Here is a 17,434-nt window from a genome sequence, read left to right as displayed (position 1 = left end):
AATCCAATAGGCAATAAAAAGAGCCCGCTTACGCGGGCTCTTTTGCTTTAACAGCTAAAAGCTGGAAAGGGGCAGACCCATGCGGGTCTGCCCCTTTTTTTGTACCCTGATATCCCTTAACGAGGGAGATGAAGGAGGAAGGAATATCCCCTCCAGAGAGGAGCGCACTGGGATAGAGTAGAACCATGCACTACCCCATGTTCTCCCACGCACCCGAGCCAGTCGATCAGCCGCAGCAGACTAACGAAGAACGAACCGTAGCCCTCTACGTAGAGAGCACACTGGAGCCTCGCGAATCATGGGCAGCGCTCACCGAATACATCCACCTCTGGTGGCCCAGGCAGCTCCTGCAGAGCGAGGAAAGCCATATAGACCTCTCCACTGAGCTATTGCTTGAAGAGACAGCAGACGGTGACATCATTCCTGTAGCTCGCGTTGTTCAGCACGAGAACGAAGACGTCCTCACCATCGAACCCTATCCGGGGACGCGTCTAGGACGCCTCCTGGGAGTAGCTGAAGAATCGGAAGAAAGCCTGAGCTTCATCCTGGACGCCCTGGCACCGGAGACTGCAGAAGGACCGCTATCCCTACTCGAGATCAGTAGCGGCACCTACGCAGGTCGTGAGGACGAGGAACTGGGCATTTACGAGGAACAAGAAGAAGCAGCCACGCTACTCATGGGCGCGTACGCCCGCTTTATTGGAGCTGAACTCCAGAAGGAAGAACTCTAAAAGGTACATAATCAAAGGGCATGCTCGACCCTGTAGAGTGGTATGTCATGAGCACACAGGAGCAGAACACCGCACAGCAGAAGGACGCACGCCCTATCTGGGCACGACTGCGTACCAAAGCGGCTGCGGGAGAGGTGCAACCTCAGCACTACAGCAAGACCGATGTGATGAAGCAGAGCAATACCTGGTTCCGCAAACAGGGCGTACCCCTCATCATTCCTGCACGTCAGCGTGCTCTCGATGCGTTCCCCCGCTCCGTACCCTGGATCCTGTGGGCGAGTATCATGCACGTCTGCTATATCTTCCTACGCGATATCCTCATTCTCGTAGTTGATAACGCAAATGGTTCCCTCCCGGAATACATTAAAGCCATCACGACCAACACTGCACTCAGCGATGAAGTGCTACCCATGCTCGTGCTTGGCGGCATCTTCCTCGTGATGCCGATAATCTCCGGTGTGTTCATTACTCTTGTCCACGTGCTGATGGTCCGCACTCCGAAGTGGGTTCAAATCACCACGGGTATTCTTACCGTACTTTTTGCCGGCATGCTCTTTGTCGCCAGTGTCTTTGAATCCAGTAGCCTCGATGGCCTCGACTTCGTCTACGACGGTTCCCAAGTATTCCCGCTCATCGTTGTGGGCATCTACCTTGCCATCTTCCTCGGCGTAGACACCATCCTAGGGTGGTCCTTCAAACACGCCATCCACCAGCTCGCCTCCCTGCCGCCCATGATTGCGAAAGTACTACCCGTACTGATGGTGTCCGTGCTCTTCATCTTCGTGAACGCAGACCTCTGGAAGCTCGCCAACGGACTCAGCTTCCCGCGCACCTGGGCTGTTCTGGGGCTCATGGGGCTCCTCGCCGTGTTCGTGGTCGTCACAACCTCCCTAGAGCGCACAACGCGCCTGCTGGGGCGCTCCAGAGGGGACAATATCGCAAGCTTTAGCGAGAGCGACTACGAGCGCGCCGCGGCCCTCGAAGGAGGAATCTGGAACACTGCCCAAGACTGGGCCGAAGAGAAGAAAATCCTCGAACACCGACCCCTCAAAATCGCGCCCTGGGGCAACCTCATCATCATCCCCATGATTGGGCAGATTATTCAGGCAACCTTCTTCATGCTGCTCGTCTTCGGGTTCTTCATGGGGTTCTCCTCCATCGCCATTAGCGACACCACCATCGAATCCTGGATGACCGTCAAACCCGAACACCTCAAAATCCTCGGCGTAGACACCAACATCAACGCCGTGGTCATCAAGGTGTCCATGATCGTTGCCGTGTTCTCCGGGCTCAGCTTCGTCGCAACCACCAGTAGCGACGAAAAATACGCCCGAAGCTTCCTCAAGCCCATGATTGCGCGAATCAAGCACATCCTGATTATTCGCGATATCTACCTGGGGCTGCTCACCATGCCCAAAAACGAAGTGCTCGTACTCCACGAAGAAGAGGAAAACACGGAAAAAGAGTCTGACAAGGCGTAAAAGCGGTCGGGCAGGGGAGTAGAAGCTAGTGGGTCGACAGGTTCATCGTTAACAGGTTGAATACCAGATACACCATGAGTAGGGCCACCGCCGCGTCAAGTACACGCCAGGCCTCCGGGCGGGCGAAGAGCGGACGTAAAATTCGTGAGCCGTAGCCGATCATGAGGAACCACAGCACGCTACCGCAGCAGCAGCCTAGGTAATACCACCAGCGGCCGGGATCGCCCTGCGTATTAGCCAGAGAACCGAGGAAAATCGTTGTGTCCAACCACGCCAGCGGGTTGAGGTAGGTGACCGCCGCCGTGGTTAGCAGGGCCGCCTTCAACGACTGCGCATCCTCGGTACCCTCCTCAACGACAACCGCATGCGGGGTGAAAACACGCTTCGCCGACTCGTAGCCGAACCACGCCAGAAAAGCTGCGCCGACGTAGCGGAGAACCTCCATAACCCACGGGGCGGCGTCAAGTAGCGCACCAAGACCCACGACACCCAAGCCAATCATGAGCGCATCCGAGAGCACGCAGAAGATAATAATCGGGGTAATATGCCGACCCAAAATACCCTGACGCAGCACAAAAGTTCCCTGGGCACCAATAGCCGCCACCAAAGAAATCGTGGTGGTAGCACCCAGAAACAGCAGGGACAGGGAGGTGGGCATGGTGAAACTTTCTATGCGGGTCAAATGGGGCACGGGCTTCGCGGATATGTGGGTGGTGGCTCCTCTAATACCAGCTTGCCAGGCAAAAGCATGCGACACAGGGATTATCGCCCCGATAGCTAGAGTGCGAAGCGCCAGAGACGAGAATACGGGAAAACAAACCCTAAATCTATCTAAATATTTTCACACTGCGTAAGATATTCTTATGACACGTTTCAGTACCGACCAGCTCACCACCTTCGCCACCGTTATCGAATACGGCACCTTCGACGCGGCGGCAGACATCCTGCGAGTGAGCCCCTCCGCCATCTCCCAGCGCATCAAAGCCATGGAACAGATTGCCGGAAAGGTCCTGCTACGCCGAAGCAACCCCGTCACCCCCACCGACGCCGGACAAAGCGTGCTGCGCATCGCCCGTCAGAGCGAATTCCTGCAGCAAGAAATGGAACGCGAACTCATGGGTGCCGGCGGCTTTCAGAGTGTCTCCGTGGCGGTCAACGCCGACTCACTCGCCACCTGGTTCATCGACGCCGTCGGAACCCTCAGCCGCGAAGACAGCATCTTCTGCGACCTGCGACGAGAAGGCGAATTCCACTCATCCGCCATGCTCCGCTCCGGAGAAGTCATGGCAGTCATCACCTCCAAACCCGAAAAAATTCCCGGCTGCTCCGTCGAAACCCTCGGAGTGGCACGCTACTGGTGCGTCGCAACCCCCGACTACGTACAGCGATACCTACCCGGATGGCCCAAGCGCGTAAGCCGCGAAGAGCTCAACCGTGCCCCCGTCGTCGAATACGACCGCAAAGACTTCGTGCAGGACGTAGCACGAGTCCTCATCGAACAAGAAGTAGGTCTGGAGGCTGAAGAAACCTTCACCCAAAGCCCCACCATCTACATTCCCTCCTCCCCGGACTATGCGCGCGCCGTTAGTGCTGGTATCGCCTGGGGTCTCATTCCCGAAGCACAATGCGCCGAAGAGCTTGCAAGTGGGCACCTCGTGAAGCTCGCCGCAACCCCCGTAGAATTCCCCCTCTACTGGCAGCGCTGGAACATCAACTCGCCCGTTATGGAGACCGTAACTCGCCGCGTCCACGAAGCGGCACGAGGCGACCTGATCTACTAGAAGAGGGTGGTTCCGTGAGCTTTATGGAACGTCACCAGGTGGCTCTCTACCTCGTCTCCATGGCCGTGGGAGTTGCCTGCGCGGGGCTGAGTGGGTGGAGCCTGGTTTCTGAGCAGCTCGTGCCCTACGCGCTCGGCGCGCTCCTGTGGACCAACTTCGCTCTCATGCCCCTAACTGGTATGAGTGCCGGTCAGTACAAGAGGCTCACCCACACGGTGGTACTCGTTGCCGTTTCAGGGACTCCGATTCTGGTTGCGCCGCTGGTCTCCCTCTTCATTCCCGAGGGCGGTCCCGTTGCTCTAGCCACGGTGATTGTTTTGCTGGCTCCATGCGTGGATTACGTTGTGGTTTTTGCGTGTATTGCTGGAGGGGAATATCGCGGTTTGCTGGCGGCAACGCCCTATCTGCTTGGTGCCCAAATCATTTCTATTACAGCCTGGACTAGTGCATATGCATATATGGGAATATTAGATATTGGGGTGATGGGAGAAATATTCCCCCTCCCCGCTGAAAGCTACCTCAGCCTCGCTCCGCTCATCGTGCCCCTAGTAGCCGCCTACCTCGCGCAACGTTGGTCAACCCGCTCACCGCAGCGCCAACAAACCTACGAACGCGTACGCACCATGAGCGATACCGCGATGATTCCCCCTCATGTGCCTGCTCCTTGTGCTCATGTGCTCCGCCTACACCCCGGCGGTGCTCAACCAGGCACAGCTCATTCCCCGACTCGCCGGACTCTACCTCACCTACGCCATCCTCGCAGGAGGCGCTGCATGGCTCTTTAGCAGAGTGATGAGCCGACCGGAACGCATATCCGTAACCTTCAGTGCTGTCACCCGCAACGCCCTCATCATCTACCCCGTCGTAGCGCTCTGCGCACAACGCCTGGCACACAACGGGAACCCCGAAGCGAGCCTCATGGGCGCCACCGTACTCACTCAAACCCTCACCGAGCTGCTCATCATGGTCGCCATGACCGCAATCTTCCGGGTCAGAACAAAGACAGGTAACGCGGAGGCGCTCTAACTCCAGCCCTGCCAAACAGGCGAAACGTATAGAGAGGCGGCCGCCCCATACGGGACGACCGCCTCTCTATAAGCTCTAACGCCTAAGCCCTAATGCCTAAGTCTTAACGCCAGCGAGTCATCATCAGCATGCTCACCATCATGGCGCCCACACCAACGCTCACGTTCCACATACCCAGATCAGGAATCGGGAACAGGCCCTGCGTAATGTAGAAAATAATAATCCACAGAATGCCCACCGCCAACAGCGAGAACATAATCACGCGGTACCACAGCGGAGTCTGCTCCTTCAGCTGCGTGCCGCTCTCCATCTCACGAGCAATCTCACGCAGACGCAGCTCGCTCGCATCCTCCACCTCAGACTTAGCAGACTTCTGAGACTTCTTCTTGGACGATGCCTTAGCCGAGTTGGTCGACATACTTCCTCCGCTTATTGTTGTATGGGTAACCTAAAAATATATGTTCACACCTATCTTTGCAGACTTACGGGATGATTTCACCTTCTCCCCGCGTTGAAAGATAAGGAACGCCACCCGGCACCCAAGAACATACACAACCCAGAGGACAGAGGAGAACGCATGAGTCAAGGAACGGCACCCACCGCAGAGCGCCGCCCCCGCAGCGTGCTGCACTGGGTCATCCAGATTACAGGCGAACTCCTCATCACCATCGGAGTCGTACTGCTCCTCTTCGTTGCCTGGCAGCTCTGGTGGACCAACATCGACGCCGACCGCACCCAATCCCAAGCCGTCAGCACCCTCGTTCAGGAGTTCGACTCCAATCCCGGCGAACCCGTCCCCGACTGGGACCCCAACACCCCTCCCGCCGGTCTGAGCGAACCCGGCCACGGTGAAGTCTTCGGCGTCGTCTACATCCCCAAGTTCGGATCCGACTACCAGCGCCCCGCAACTCAGGGCACCAGCTCCGACGTGCTCGACTCTCTCGGCCTCGGCCACTACGAAGGAAGCGCCATGCCCGGCCAGGTCGGCAACTTCTCCCTCGCAGGCCACCGCCAAACCCGCGGCAAAGTCCTCAATGACATCGACCTGCTCACCGAAGGCGACCACATCTACGTGCGCACCAAAGACGGCTACTACACCTACACCGTCTACAGCCACGAAATCGTGCAGCCCGACCAGGTAGAAGTCATCGAACCCGTCCCCGGACAGCCCGGCGTAGCACCCACCGAGCGCCTCCTGACGCTCACCACCTGCCACCCGCGCTACGGTGACACCGAACGATACATTGTCCACGCCCGCCTCGAATCCTGGCGGCCCGCAGCAGCCGGAGCACCCGCAGAAATTGCCGCCTCCGTCGCAGGATCCTAAATCTGAGAGGAAAAGCAGATGTACGCATGGATTTTCCGCCACCTCCCCGGCCCCCTGTGGGTTCGCATCATCATCGCCATCGTGCTGATACTCGCCGTAGTCTACCTGCTCATGGAATTCGTCTTCCCCCACTTCGCAGAGTACGGCCCCTTCAACCTGAACGTCACCATCAACCATTAGCGCTAAGGACGTGCCATGACCCGCATCCTTGTTATCGATAACTACGACAGCTTCGTGTTCACCCTCGTCGGCTACATCCAGCAGCTCGGCGCCGAAACCACCGTCATCCGTAACGACGAATACGAGCTCGCCGAAGTCATCAAGCTCGCCGAAGAACACGACGGCGTGCTCGTCTCGCCCGGCCCCGGTGCCCCCGCAGAGGCAGGCGTCATCATCGACACCATCCGCTGGGCAGCCGAAGCGAAGAAGCCGCTGCTGGGCGTATGCCTCGGCCACCAGGCCATTGCTGAAGCATTCGGCGGCACCGTCACCCACGCCCCCGAACTCATGCACGGCAAGACCTCCCGCCTCGTGCACGAAAACGTCTCCGTATTCAAGGACGTGCCCAACCCCTTCACCGCGACCCGCTACCACTCCCTGGCAGTTGTGCCCGAAACCATGCCCGAGGTCCTGGAAACCACCTCCACCACCGACAACGGCATCATCATGGGCCTGCGCCACCGCGAAGCCCCCATGCACGGCGTGCAGTTCCACCCCGAATCGGTCCTGACCGAAAGCGGATACCTCATGCTCGGCAACTGGCTCGAAGAAACCGGTCTGCAGGGAGCCGCAGAGCGCTCTAAGAGCCTCTCACCCCTCATGGCTTAGTACCTTAGCCTTAGATGCCCCCAACGGCTTATATCGCCTCCAGAAGCCCCGTAGCAGACACGCTACAGGGAAACTGGAGGCGATAGCTATATCTGGGCCTATAGAGGCGAGCAAAGCCATACGCATAAACAATCCCGGACACACGGACAATCACAGGTACAGGAGCACACACAGGCACGCGAAAGGGGCGGCGCCCCACACCCAACGGTGTGGAGCGCCGCCCCTTATATAGCTAGCCGCTAGAACCCCTTAGCGGGCATTCGCGTTAGCGTTAGCGTTGTTCGCATTGGCATTGGTATTCGCGTTAGTACCCTGAATCGTACGGGTACCCGCAGTAGCGGACGCAGCCGGTGCCGGAGTAGCCGAAGCGGTAGAACGCTGCTGGTTCTGGTTGCCAGTAGTAGCGTTCTGGTTACCGGTTGCCGCCGCAGGCTGAGTAGCCTGCTGGTTAGCCGCGGTAGAACGCTGCTGCTGGTTAGCGGTCGCAGCCGAGTTCTGGTTGCCGGTAGTAGCGTTCTGGTTACCGGTTGCCGCCGCAGGCTGAGTAGCCTGCTGAGTCGGAGCAGTCGTCTGAGTCGGAGTAGCCGCCACACGGATCGTCACAGTGCTGTTCTGAGCCACCAGAGTACCCGCCGCAGAGCTCTGCGAAAGCACAGTGCCCGCAGGACGCTCGTTAGTCTGAACAGTCTCAATGTTGGTGTTCAGCAGAACATCCTGAGCAGTCAGAGCAGCAATAGCCTGATCCTTGGTCAGACCCACCAGCGAGGGGACCTTCACCTTACCGGAGGACAGGACGATGTTCACGGTGCTACCAGCCTCAACGGTCTGAGCACCCTTATCATCGGTCGAACCCTTCTCCGGGGACAGTTCCACAACCATACCGGCAGGAACGGAGGCGCTCTCCACAGTGGAGACGCGGCCATCCACCAGACCCAGATCCTTCAGAGCGTTACGGACGTACGCCTCGCTCTGACCCTGCAGGTTATCCGGCAGCTTGACCTTCTCCGGACCATTCGAAACAGTCACAACAACAGTCGAGCCCTTATTAACCTTTGCGCCGACACCCGGCTCAACGCTAATAACGTCGCCCTTCTTCACATTGTCGGAATAGCCCTGACGGTACTCCAGCACGAAGCCCAAGTTACGCAGCTGGTTATCGGCATCATCGCGGGAAACATTCACCACAGCCGGAACCGGAACCTGCGGAACCTCGTTCAGCTTGTTCTGGTAGTACAGAACCGAACCGACACTGAAGACCAGCAGAGCCGCAATCAGAGTACCCACGAGAAAACGAACCCACGCACGCTTACGAGGCGAAGACTCATCGTACTCGGCGTACTCCTCATCGTCGTACAGCTCCTCATCGTCTTCATACTCGAAGAAGCCGTTGAGGCCGCCGTCCTCCACCGAAGCCTCAGTGATCGAGGTGGTGTACGGGGCGTAGTCATCACCTAGGGAGGCGGTAGTTGCCGAAGGAACGAAAGCAGTAGTCATCGCTGCATCCTGAACCACGGTCTCTTCACCCGGGCGAACAACCGACACCAGAGCCTGAGCGAACTCAGCCGCGCTCTGATAACGCTCATCCGGGTTCTTCGCCAGACCCTTCAGAATCACAGCATCCAGACCCGCCGGAACTTCAAGCGGGGTGAACTTGCTCGGAGGCTCAGGGGTGTCAGAGAGGTGCTTAGCCGCCAGGTCAACATTCGACTCAGCATCGAACGGAGAACGACCAGCAATCATCTCGTAAATCACGCAGGCAGCAGAGTACAGGTCGCTACGAGCGTCAACATCCTTGCCGCTCACCTGCTCAGGGGACATGTAGCGTGCGCTACCCATCACCACGTTAGCCTTGGTCAGCGCCTCGCCAGCTTCCTCAATGGCACGGGAAATACCGAAATCCATGACCTTAATCTGGCCCGGCTGGCCCTTAGCGATATCCTCGCTGGTACGCTCCAGCACCATAATATTCGCCGGCTTAATGTCGCGGTGAATAATGCCCATCGAGTGGCTGTACTGCAAAGCACCCAGCAGCTGCTCGGAATAACCCAAAGCATCACGGACCGGCAGGTGGCCGCCACGGGACAGGATGGAACGCAGGGTGTGACCCTCCACGTACTCCATCACGATATAAGGAATAGCGGTGCCCTCTTCCGAAGAGTCAGACTCCTTGCCATCCTGCGAGGGGTTATACGAACCGGTGTCATAGACAGCAACAATCGCAGGATTGTTCAGAGACGCCACAGCCTCCGCCTCACGCTTAAAGCGTGCGCGGAACGTATCGTCCTGGGCCTGCTCCGGGCGCAGAATCTTAAGCGCAACCTTGCGGCCGAGGCGAGTATCCTCAGCAGCATAAACGGTTGCCATCGCACCGGTACCGATTACCTCGAGTACCTTGTAACGGTTATCAACCGTGTCGGGAACCGACAGGTCCATAAGTTCTCCTGGATCACTAAGACTAAAACTAAATCAAAACGTAGGGGCTAACGCGCCGACGCAGAAGCGGAAGCAGAAGCCGACGCAGACGGTGCAGCAGAAGCGCTCGCACTCGAACCCCTACCCGAACTGGAAGAGGCCACATACATGTCTACATTACTACCAACCGTGACCTTGGTGCCAGATGAGGGGGTAGTACGAAGCACCGTACCGGGGGCCGCAGTGTCCGAATTCTCATAATGCAGAGAAACGTTCACACCCAGAGCGGCAACAGCCTTCGATGCCTCGTCAACGTTCTTACCCTCAAGGTTCGACGGCAAAGTCACCGACTTCGGACCGGTCGAATAGCGAACAGTCACGCTATTACCCTGCTCCAAAGTACCCGTCGGAGAAACCGAAATCACCGTGTTCTCCGGCTGAGTCGACTCAACACCCTCAGTCTTGGGGGACAAGCCAAGGTTCTTCAGCTCGTTCACCGCATCCTGCAGCTCGCGACCCTCATAGTTAATCGCGTTGACGGTCACCTTCTGCTTAGCGGCACGGGCAGAAGCAGACTCAGTCGGCTCCACCGTAGAAACGGTACCCGTATTCGTCGGAACAGCAGACGAAGAAGCGCTCGGAACCGGATCAGACGAACCGCCACCATTATTGGAGGAAAGGACCGTCCAAATACCGCCAGCAATCAGTACGATTGCCAGAAGCAGAGCAACCCACATCCACACGTTCGGGCCACGCTTCGCTGCAGGAGCAGGAGTAGACTTCACACGGCCCGAAGCCGGACGCATCGTCTGCTCACTCGTGCGAGGAATCGGCGCCGTCGTCGGCTCCGGCGAGAAACGACCACCAGAACCAAAACGCGGAGCAGCAGAAGCACTAATCGGCTCAGCCGCAACATCCATCGCGGTCATCGCAACCGTCGCGTCGTCAGCGTTCTCCTCAGCCAAGAACTGAGCCAGAGAGGGGACAGCCTTCACCGCAGCCTTTAGATCGCGGCGACGAATCGCATCCACCGCAGACGCCAGGGCGGTCGCATCCTTAGGACGCTGAGCCGGGTCCTTCGCCAGCAGGCACATAATCAGCGCACGAGCCGGAGCCGGAATGGTCTCCGGAAGCGGCGGCGGCGGATCATTCACCTGAGCCAGCGCAATCGCAATCTGCGACTCACCCGTAAACGGACGACGACCCACCAGGCACTCATAACCGATAATGCCCAACGAGTACATATCCGACGAGGCGGTAGCCGCCTGACCGGTCGCCTGCTCCGGCGCCAAATACTGGGCGGTACCCATCACCTGGCCGGTAGCCGTCAACGGCACCTGATTAGCCAGACGAGCAATACCGAAATCGGTCACCTTCACGCGGTCATCCGGGGTGATGATGAGGTTACCCGGCTTCACGTCACGATGCACTAGACCCTGCGAATGAGCCGCAGCCAACGCGCGAGCGGTCTGAGCAATGAAGTTCAGAACACGGTCCGGAGGCAGGGTAGTCTCATGCTCGATGATGCTCGAAAGCGGGTTACCCGGCACCAGCTCCATGACCAGGTACGCGGAGTTATCCTCCTCGCCGTAGTCGAAAACATTCGCCACGCCGGGGTGGTTCAACAGCGCCGTATTACGGGCCTCAGCGCGGAAGCGCTCCAAGAAGCCCGGGTCACCGGTGTACTCCTCCTTGAGGATCTTGACCGCAACGATGCGTCCAAGCACCTTGTCGCGAGCTTTCCACACCTCGCCCATACCGCCAATCGCGATACGTTCGGTTAGGGTGTAGCGCCCGCCCAAAGTGATATCAGCCGCAGGCCTCACTTGTTCAACACCGCCTCAAAGAGTTGCTTACTAGTACTGGTTGCCAACTGGGCACCGGTCGCCACATCAATATCCTCATAAACCACAGCAATCGCAATCTGAGGATCATCAGCCGGCGCGAAACCGGTAAACCAAGAATTATTCAAACCTGCCGTGGTCTCCGCGGTACCGGTCTTACCCGCCACCTTAACACCGGAGACACCAGCATTACGTGCAATACCATTATCAACCGCATTCACCATCCACTGCTTCACCTGGTTAGCAATTTCAGGACTAGTGGACGTACGCAGCTTCTCAGGAGAGAACTCCTGCAAAGTGCTCAGGTTGCTGGTCTTCACCGAACGAATCAGGTTCGGCTTCATCTGCACGCCGCCATTCGCAATCGCCGCAGAAGTCATCGCCACCTGCAGCGGAGTGGTCTTCACGTCGTACTGACCAATCGCCGACTGAGCCAACTGGCTCTGCGTCAGATTCGACGGGAAAGACGACTTAGAAACCGTCAAAGGAATCTTCAAATCCTGGCCGTAACCAAAATTCTCTGCAGTTTTCGCGATACGCTCCTGACCCAGATCCATCGCAATCTGCGCAAAAGGCGTATTGCAGGACTGAGCCAAAGCCCACTCAATCGTCGCCTGAGTGCGGGTTCCACACTGACCGCCCGTATAGTTCGGCAGGCTGATGGTCGTGCCCGGCAGAGGCAACTGTGCGGGGTTCGGAATGACCGAAGATGCGTTGTACTTGCCGGACTCCAGCGCCGCCACCGCATCAATAATCTTGAACGTCGAACCCGGCGAATAGGTGTTACCCGCAATCGCACGGTTAAACAGGGGGCTGTCCTCGTCAGAAGTCAGCGCCTGGTAATTCGCCAGAACCGAAGAGCTCGTATGAGCCGACAGAAGATTCGGATCATAGGACGGCGAGGAAGCCATCGCTAGAATCTCACCGGTCTTCGGGTTCAACGCCACCACAGCACCCTTACGGCCCTGCAGAGCGTTGTAGGCAATATCCTGAAGCTTCGAATTGATGGTCAGCTCCACGCTAGCGCCCTGCGCGGAAGAACCGCTAAACAGCTGCGCCACACGGTCGTAGAACTGGCTATCGCTCGTACCCGCAAGCTCCTTATCGAGTGCAGCCTCCAAACCGGTCGCGCCATAAATCGTGGAGAAATAACCCGTCAGAGCCGCATACTTAAGCGGGTGGTTATACACACGCTGGTAGTTGTACTCATCATCGGACTTCACCGACGAAGCAATCTCCGTACCGTCAACCACAATCGAACCACGTGCCGAACCGTAATTGTCGTAGAGCGCTCGAGAATTCCACTGATTATTCATCAGCGTCTTCGAATCGAAGAACTGAATATAGCTGAGGGTACCCATCAGCAGGACAAACACGCATGCGGCAGACATCCACATGCGGCGAATAGCCCTATCCATTCTTCTCACCTCCAGAATCCTTAGCCGTAATACGCGCCAGAACGCTAGTAGCACCCTCCGGCTCGTAGCTAGTGTCCGCATGGTCAATACCCTGCGGAGCATCATAACCAGCCACCAGGTGAGGTGCGCGGGCACTATGAGAAATCGACAGCCACAGCGCCACAATAATCCAGTTAGCCACCAACGAGGAGCCACCGGCAGACATGAAAGGAGTCGTCAGACCAGTCAGCGGAATCAAGCGAGTCACGCCACCAATCACCACGAACAGCTGCAGAACCATGACCGTAGACAGGCCAGCAGCCAGCAGCTTACCGAAACCATCACGAGTACCCAACGCCGCACGGTAACCGCGCGAAACCAGGAGCATGAACATCATCAGGATCGCACCCAGACCAACCAGGCCCAGCTCCTCACCCAACGAGGAAATAATCATGTCCGAGTTAGCGTACGGGACGAGGTTCGCGCGGCCCTGACCCCAACCGCGGCCAAACAGACCACCGTAAGCCAGACCAAACACGCCCTGCAGAATCTGACCCGAACCGCCAGGAGACGCCTGGTAAATCTCCGGATCAAAAGCGTGCACCCACGCATAAATACGGGCATGCACGTGCGAGACATAGTGGTACGCGAAATAGCCGCCCACAGCCATACCGATACCCGCAACCACCAGCCACGAAATACGACCGGTCGACAGGTACAGCATCGCCATGAACAGGCCAAAGAACATAATTGCCGAACCAAGGTCCTTCTGGAACACCAGAACACCCAGGCTCACAATCCACGCCAAGAACACCGGCGCCAAATCACGCAGACGCGGCAGATTGATAGGGCCGATGCGGCGGCCAGCCACCAGAATCAGGTCACGGTGCGTCGCCAAATAGCCGGCGAAGAAAATCGCCAAAGTAATCTTCGCGACCTCACCCGGCTGGAACGTGCGGTTACCGATATGAATCCAAATACGAGCACCATTGAGCTCCATACCCAGACCCGGAACCAGCGGCATGATGAGCAGAATCATCGACAGCACCAGCGAGGTGTACGTGACTTTACGCAGCAGGCGGTAATCCCTGAGCACAAACACGATAATCGCGCACAGCACCATAGACACGCCAGTCCACATCAGCTGACCGTCACCCACCGGAGCCGCAATCTGCGGATCCAGACGATAAATCATGGTCAAACCAATGCCGTTCAGGGCCACCACCAGCGGCAGAATAAACGGATCAGCATAACGCGCACGGAACTGCATGACCAGGTGAATCAGAAGAGCACCGGCACCCAGCACCACCGTGCACGGCAGCCACTGGCTCTTCGACGTATCAAAAGCATGCTCCGGATCAATCAGGTACATGCCGAACGAGCTGATACCTACCGCCAAAACCAGCAGGAAAAGCTCCGTGAAACGGCGTGCACGAGGCGCATCCGACTCACGACGGAACGAGAACTTAGCCATTGTTCTCACCGCCTACCGCAGCAGGAGCCTCCGAAGAAGCCGGCTCAGGAGCCGGGGATGCCGAATCAGAGCTCGGTGCCCCAGAGCTTGGAGCCTCACTGGGCGCCTCAGAGCTCGGGGAAGCAGATGCCGAGGCAGACGCAGATGCCGAGGCAGAAGCGGAAGCAGACGCAGCGGCCTGTTCCGCCTTCTCACGAGACTGATCCGCCTGAGTCTTCAAACGAGTCACAATCTGGTGCGCATCATCCAGGTCCTTCGCCGTAATCGCATTACGCAACAAAGAACGCGTATGATCGCTCAGCTCACTCGTAGGAATATCGGTATTCTCCACCACGTGAGAAAGGCGAATCGGGCCCAACGCATGCGGAATACCGTTATACACCGCAACCGTGCCGTCACTCTCACCCACATAGTAGCTACGCTCCACATAGCGCAGACCGGTCCACGCAGCCAACGTCAAAACAGCCGCAACCAGCAGAGCAATGAACAAGCGAATCGGCCAAGACCGCGGACGCGAACGCTCCTCAGTATCCTCAGCGATCAGCTCCTCCAGCTCAGCCGGCAGGGCCGCCTCATCAGACTCAACCTTCAACGGCACACGCTGAGCCACTGTTGCACGATGCTCCAGGGTACGAGAAGTCACCGCCGGAATCATGCCGGTCTCAGTAGCCACCGAAGCGGCACCAACCAGCTGATGCGGGCGGGAACCCAACTCGCTACGCAAAATCGCAGCATTCGTAAGAGCCGCATCCACGGCGTTATCGTACGTACCGATATGGTGACGAACCGCCCCAGAACCACTGTGCAGCAGGGTGCCAGAGAAGTCACGAGCACGACGGAAACGGCGCAACGACCGACGACGATGCTCCTCAGAGTCCTCATCACGGTGTTCACCCAAAAAAGCCTCAGCAGCCTCAGCCGTGGCAGCAACCTCGGGAAGCTTCTGAGTGTTCGTGCTGACCTCCTGCTCCGCCACAATCGAATCAGGCAGAGCAGACTCAGGCAGGCTCGAAGGACCCACCGGCTCATCCACCGGCAGAACCTCACGGTCAATCACCTGCAGAGACACAACCGTCACGTTATCCGGAGCGCCACGCTCCAAAGTCATCGCAATCAGAGTGTCAGCAATCTCCGACAGGTCATCGGTAGAACGCATGACCTGCTCAATCTCCGACAGGGACACCACAGCATCCAAACCGTCCGAAGAGAGCACCCAGCGCTCGCCGGGAACAGCGTCCAGAGTCTTCAACTCCAGCTCGGGGGACGCATCAACGTCACCCAGAACGCGCATAATCACGTTCTTATGCGGGTGGTTCTCCGCCTCCTGCGGGGTAATACGACCCTCATTGAGCAGGCGCTGCACAAAGGTATGGTCAGTAGAAATCTGCTCAAACTCACCATCAGCACCCGGGCGCAGACGATACGCACGCGAGTCACCAATATGAGCCAGCTCAATGCAGTCACCGTCAATCAGCAGGGCAGTACAGGTCGTACCCATACCCGCCAGCTGCGGATCATTCGCCGCCAGCTCATTAATAATCAGGTTCGCGCTCTGAATCTCATCAGCCAGGTAAACGCTGCCGGTACCATCCTCAAAATCAGGGTGATCAAGCGGAGTCAGGTTCAGAACCGTCGTAGCCGACGCGACATCGCCGCCCACGTGGCCACCCATGCCGTCAGCAACGACAGCAAGGAAACGACCACCGTAGCCGGAGTCATCGTTCTTCGAGCGTTTCAGACCCGTATCAGAGCGGGCCTCAAAACGAAAAGCAATCTTCATACACTAGCCCCTCAACTGCATGGTGGTACCGCCAACGCGGAAATCATCACCGGGCTCAATCGGGGTCGCACGAGTCAGACGCTCGCCATTGACGAACGTACCATTAGTAGAATTCAAATCCTCCAGGAACCAACGGGACCCCTGAGGGAACAGACGCGCATGGCGACCCGAGGCGTAATCATCCTGCAGGGACACCTCAATGTCATTAGCGCGGCCAATAGTAATCGGCTGGTCGCCCAGCTGCATCATAGCGCCAGCCTGCGCACCCGCAGTAATCACAAGCTGCGAAGGGCGAGTCGGCGGAGGCGCAATATGGGTAGCCTCCGGAACCGCATCAACCGGTGCCGCACGATAGTTCTTACCCAAGCCCAGGTCACGGCGAGCCGCCGAAACCACCAGGAAAACAAAGAACCAAATCAGAGCCAGAAAAGCGTAACGAAGGATAGTAACGGTCAATTCAGATGCCATTAACGGACACCTCCGGTCGAACTATGGAAGATGATGCGGGTATTACCCATACGAAGTAGCGAACCGTTCGCCAGCACCACCGGCGCACGCAGAGGCGCACCATTAATCAACGTGCCGTTAGTAGAACCCATATCGGAGGCGACCACCGCACCACCCTGCATCGTAAGCTGCAGGTGACGGCGAGAAACGCCCTTATCATCCAGACGAAGATCAGCATCAGAACCGCGGCCCAGCACAAACGGCAGGTGGTTCACCGGGTGCATGCGGCCCTCAATCTCCAAGAAGAAACGGGGTGCGGCCGTTGCCGGGGGTGCTACAGGCATGTTTGGGTGCGCCGCAGGAACCTGCTGAGGCGCAGGGTTCGGTGCGGGCTGCGCCGGCTGAGTAGCCGGCTTCGTAATGCGGGTCGGCAAAGAAGACTCACGCGGCGGACGCACCGGCGCGTAGTTAGTAGCACCGCGCAGAGACGGCGACGCCGGAGCCTCCGGCACAGAGAACGGCTCGAAAGTCGCAACAACCTCAAACTCGCCCTCAGAGAGAGAATCAAGAACGTTGAACGTCACGCGAACCGCGCCAATGAGGGTGTAACCCTGCGCGCGGGCGTGCGAAATCGCCAAATCGCACAGCTCAACAGCAAACGGGTTGCCCCACTCGCGCACGCGCGGGAAATCGACCGGCGCGAAACGGAGAGTATAGACATTAGGAGCCATGGTGCGACCGCTGCCGTCCACGTAGGACTCGTCATCCATCATGATGCGGACGCGGTTAGCGACATCCGCCTTTGCAAAGGTGCCGAAGCCCTTGGAAAGGCCGACAGTGCGACCGATGCCTTGCTCCAGCTTGCCCAGCTTGTCGAAAAACTTCATGCCGCCTCCTTCTCAACGA

16 protein-coding genes are annotated in these 17,434 nt (G+C 57.9%); 7 read left to right on the top strand and 9 right to left on the bottom strand.

Annotated elements, in window-relative coordinates:
* The first annotated feature begins 185 nt into the window (after positions 1-185).
* Both AB8C10_RS04385 and AB8C10_RS04380 read left to right on the top strand, forming a co-directional pair.
* Entirely contained in the window at positions 186-731 is a 546-nt protein-coding gene (locus AB8C10_RS04385) for a GTPase (protein ID WP_368866967.1), read from the top strand.
* Positions 732-778: 47 nt separating this feature from the next.
* Positions 779-2,212: a D-mannonate dehydratase gene (locus AB8C10_RS04380; protein WP_368866966.1), complete on the top strand. Its 1,434-nt coding sequence runs from the start codon at positions 779-781 to the stop codon at positions 2,210-2,212.
* Between the two features lie 25 nt (positions 2,213-2,237).
* Here AB8C10_RS04380 and AB8C10_RS04375 read toward each other — a convergent pair whose 3' ends face one another.
* The gene (locus tag AB8C10_RS04375) at positions 2,238-2,870 is read right to left on the bottom strand and encodes a LysE/ArgO family amino acid transporter (RefSeq protein ID WP_368866965.1); all 633 of its coding nucleotides are present in this window, start codon (positions 2,868-2,870) and stop codon (positions 2,238-2,240) included.
* 205 nt (positions 2,871-3,075) lie between these two features.
* Here AB8C10_RS04375 and AB8C10_RS04370 point away from each other — a divergent pair, with 205 nt between their 5' ends.
* On the top strand, positions 3,076-3,993 hold the full coding sequence (locus tag AB8C10_RS04370) for a LysR family transcriptional regulator ArgP (RefSeq protein ID WP_368866964.1): 918 nt from the start codon (positions 3,076-3,078) through the stop codon (positions 3,991-3,993).
* A 651-nt stretch (positions 3,994-4,644) separates the two neighbouring features.
* Positions 4,645-5,019, top strand: coding sequence for a hypothetical protein (locus AB8C10_RS04365; protein ID WP_368866963.1), 375 nt, complete (start codon positions 4,645-4,647; stop codon positions 5,017-5,019).
* A gap of 103 nt (positions 5,020-5,122) precedes the next feature.
* On the opposite strand, the gene AB8C10_RS04360 is transcribed toward AB8C10_RS04365, so the two are convergent.
* Positions 5,123-5,437, bottom strand: coding sequence for a cell division protein CrgA (locus AB8C10_RS04360; RefSeq protein WP_070684535.1), 315 nt, complete (start codon positions 5,435-5,437; stop codon positions 5,123-5,125).
* 159 nt (positions 5,438-5,596) lie between these two features.
* Here AB8C10_RS04360 and AB8C10_RS04355 point away from each other — a divergent pair, with 159 nt between their 5' ends.
* Genes AB8C10_RS04355 through AB8C10_RS04345 form a run of 3 tightly spaced genes read left to right on the top strand, consistent with a single transcriptional unit; the run spans position 5,597 to position 7,174 of the window.
* The gene (locus AB8C10_RS04355; protein WP_294644383.1) at positions 5,597-6,346 is read left to right on the top strand and encodes a class E sortase; all 750 of its coding nucleotides are present in this window, start codon (positions 5,597-5,599) and stop codon (positions 6,344-6,346) included.
* Between the two features lie 18 nt (positions 6,347-6,364).
* A complete protein-coding gene (locus AB8C10_RS04350) occupies positions 6,365-6,526 on the top strand; it encodes a hypothetical protein (RefSeq protein WP_005507386.1) in 162 nt (53 codons plus the stop codon).
* Positions 6,527-6,541: 15 nt separating this feature from the next.
* Positions 6,542-7,174, top strand: a complete 633-nt coding sequence (locus AB8C10_RS04345; RefSeq protein ID WP_368866962.1) for an aminodeoxychorismate/anthranilate synthase component II — start codon at positions 6,542-6,544, stop codon at positions 7,172-7,174.
* A gap of 249 nt (positions 7,175-7,423) precedes the next feature.
* Here the strand turns inward: AB8C10_RS04345 and pknB are convergent, their stop codons facing one another.
* From pknB to AB8C10_RS04310, 7 genes are read right to left on the bottom strand one after another with little or no spacing between them, the layout of a single operon-like run.
* A complete protein-coding gene (gene pknB, locus AB8C10_RS04340) occupies positions 7,424-9,607 on the bottom strand; it encodes a Stk1 family PASTA domain-containing Ser/Thr kinase (protein ID WP_368866961.1) in 2,184 nt (727 codons plus the stop codon).
* A gap of 47 nt (positions 9,608-9,654) precedes the next feature.
* Positions 9,655-11,412 carry a protein kinase domain-containing protein gene (locus AB8C10_RS04335; protein ID WP_368866960.1) on the bottom strand — a complete coding sequence of 586 codons (1,758 nt, stop codon included), beginning with the start codon at positions 11,410-11,412 and terminating at the stop codon, positions 9,655-9,657.
* Positions 11,409-12,848, bottom strand: a complete 1,440-nt coding sequence (locus AB8C10_RS04330) for a peptidoglycan D,D-transpeptidase FtsI family protein (RefSeq protein WP_368866959.1) — start codon at positions 12,846-12,848, stop codon at positions 11,409-11,411. The genes AB8C10_RS04335 and AB8C10_RS04330 overlap by 4 nt, the downstream gene beginning before the upstream one ends.
* On the bottom strand, positions 12,841-14,301 hold the full coding sequence (locus AB8C10_RS04325) for an FtsW/RodA/SpoVE family cell cycle protein (protein ID WP_005507381.1): 1,461 nt from the start codon (positions 14,299-14,301) through the stop codon (positions 12,841-12,843). The genes AB8C10_RS04330 and AB8C10_RS04325 overlap by 8 nt, the downstream gene beginning before the upstream one ends.
* Positions 14,294-16,081: a PP2C family serine/threonine-protein phosphatase gene (locus tag AB8C10_RS04320; protein WP_368866958.1), complete on the bottom strand. Its 1,788-nt coding sequence runs from the start codon at positions 16,079-16,081 to the stop codon at positions 14,294-14,296. The genes AB8C10_RS04325 and AB8C10_RS04320 overlap by 8 nt, the downstream gene beginning before the upstream one ends.
* A gap of 3 nt (positions 16,082-16,084) precedes the next feature.
* The gene (locus AB8C10_RS04315; RefSeq protein WP_049357192.1) at positions 16,085-16,549 is read right to left on the bottom strand and encodes an FHA domain-containing protein FhaB/FipA; all 465 of its coding nucleotides are present in this window, start codon (positions 16,547-16,549) and stop codon (positions 16,085-16,087) included.
* Positions 16,549-17,415 carry an FhaA domain-containing protein gene (locus AB8C10_RS04310; RefSeq protein ID WP_368866957.1) on the bottom strand — a complete coding sequence of 289 codons (867 nt, stop codon included), beginning with the start codon at positions 17,413-17,415 and terminating at the stop codon, positions 16,549-16,551. The genes AB8C10_RS04315 and AB8C10_RS04310 overlap by 1 nt, the downstream gene beginning before the upstream one ends.
* Between the last annotated feature and the right edge of the window lie 19 nt (positions 17,416-17,434).

This window comes from Rothia mucilaginosa, assembly GCF_964210535.1.
Taxonomy (GTDB): Bacteria; Actinomycetota; Actinomycetes; order Actinomycetales; family Micrococcaceae; genus Rothia; species Rothia mucilaginosa_F.
The sequence above is the reverse complement of the archived record's forward strand: the minus strand, read 5'-3'. Positions and strand labels throughout refer to the sequence as shown.